The organism is Neisseria sp. P0009.S007, assembly GCF_051962515.1.
On the sequence record NZ_JBQCVF010000703.1, the window covers coordinates 1 to 861 of the forward strand.

General features: G+C 55.7%; 1 protein-coding gene. It reads right to left on the bottom strand.

The window, feature by feature from the left end:
• A partial coding sequence (locus ACTHS3_RS15805; protein WP_440368482.1) for a TonB-dependent siderophore receptor occupies nt 1-861 on the bottom strand: 861 nt, incomplete at both ends.

Here is an 861-nt window from a genome sequence, read left to right on the forward strand (position 1 = left end):
GAATACTTCGGCACTGGTGTATTTGCCGTATGCCCAGCGTGCGGACGAATTGCTGCGAGGCGAAGACTCAAACGGTATGAATCCAGTACGGCGCGAACCTGCTGCGGTCAGATAGCTGAAACGCGAGCTGCCGTTGTTGCGGAAACGGTGTATTTCCGTACCGAGGCGCCATTGGGTTTGCGGCGTGAGATCGTAAGACAAAGTGCCGTAGAAAGTGTGATTGTGGCGCGATGTGTTCGGCAGATAATCGCCTCCATGGTCGCTGACCAAAATAGCTCGGCCGCGCAAGGTATTGTCTGCATTCAAAGGCTGATTGGCATCAAGGACGAAGCGGTAGTGGTTCCACGAACCGACACCGGCTTCTACGCTGACGGCAGGTTTGGCAGTCGGTTTTTTGCGTTCCAAAGCGACCGTACCGCCCGGTTCGCCCATACCGCCGTTGGACAAACCGCTTGCGCCGCGCACGACGACGACTTGGTCATACAATGCGCTGTCCAGATTGTTGGTGCCGCGGCGGATGGCTTTGTAGTCGTAAAGGAATTTGGGCGCGCCGTCCACGGAAATACTGTCAACGGCCTGACTGCGTGAAATAAACTCGCTGTGGCCGGATACGTTGTTGCCCATTTTGCTGTGGAACACGCCCGGTGTTTGTTTCAATACGTCCTGCAGGCTGTCCAAGCCTTGGTCTTCGATTTGTTTTGCCGTTACGACAGACAGGGACTGCGGCGTTTCGCGCTGGGTCAGGCGGATGCCTATCGCGGCGGAGGAAGCGGGAATGGTGTAGTTGGAAGTAGTCTGTTTACCGACTCCTTGGACGGTAACTGTCGGTAAATCGACACGTTCTTGCGGCTGGGTATTTTC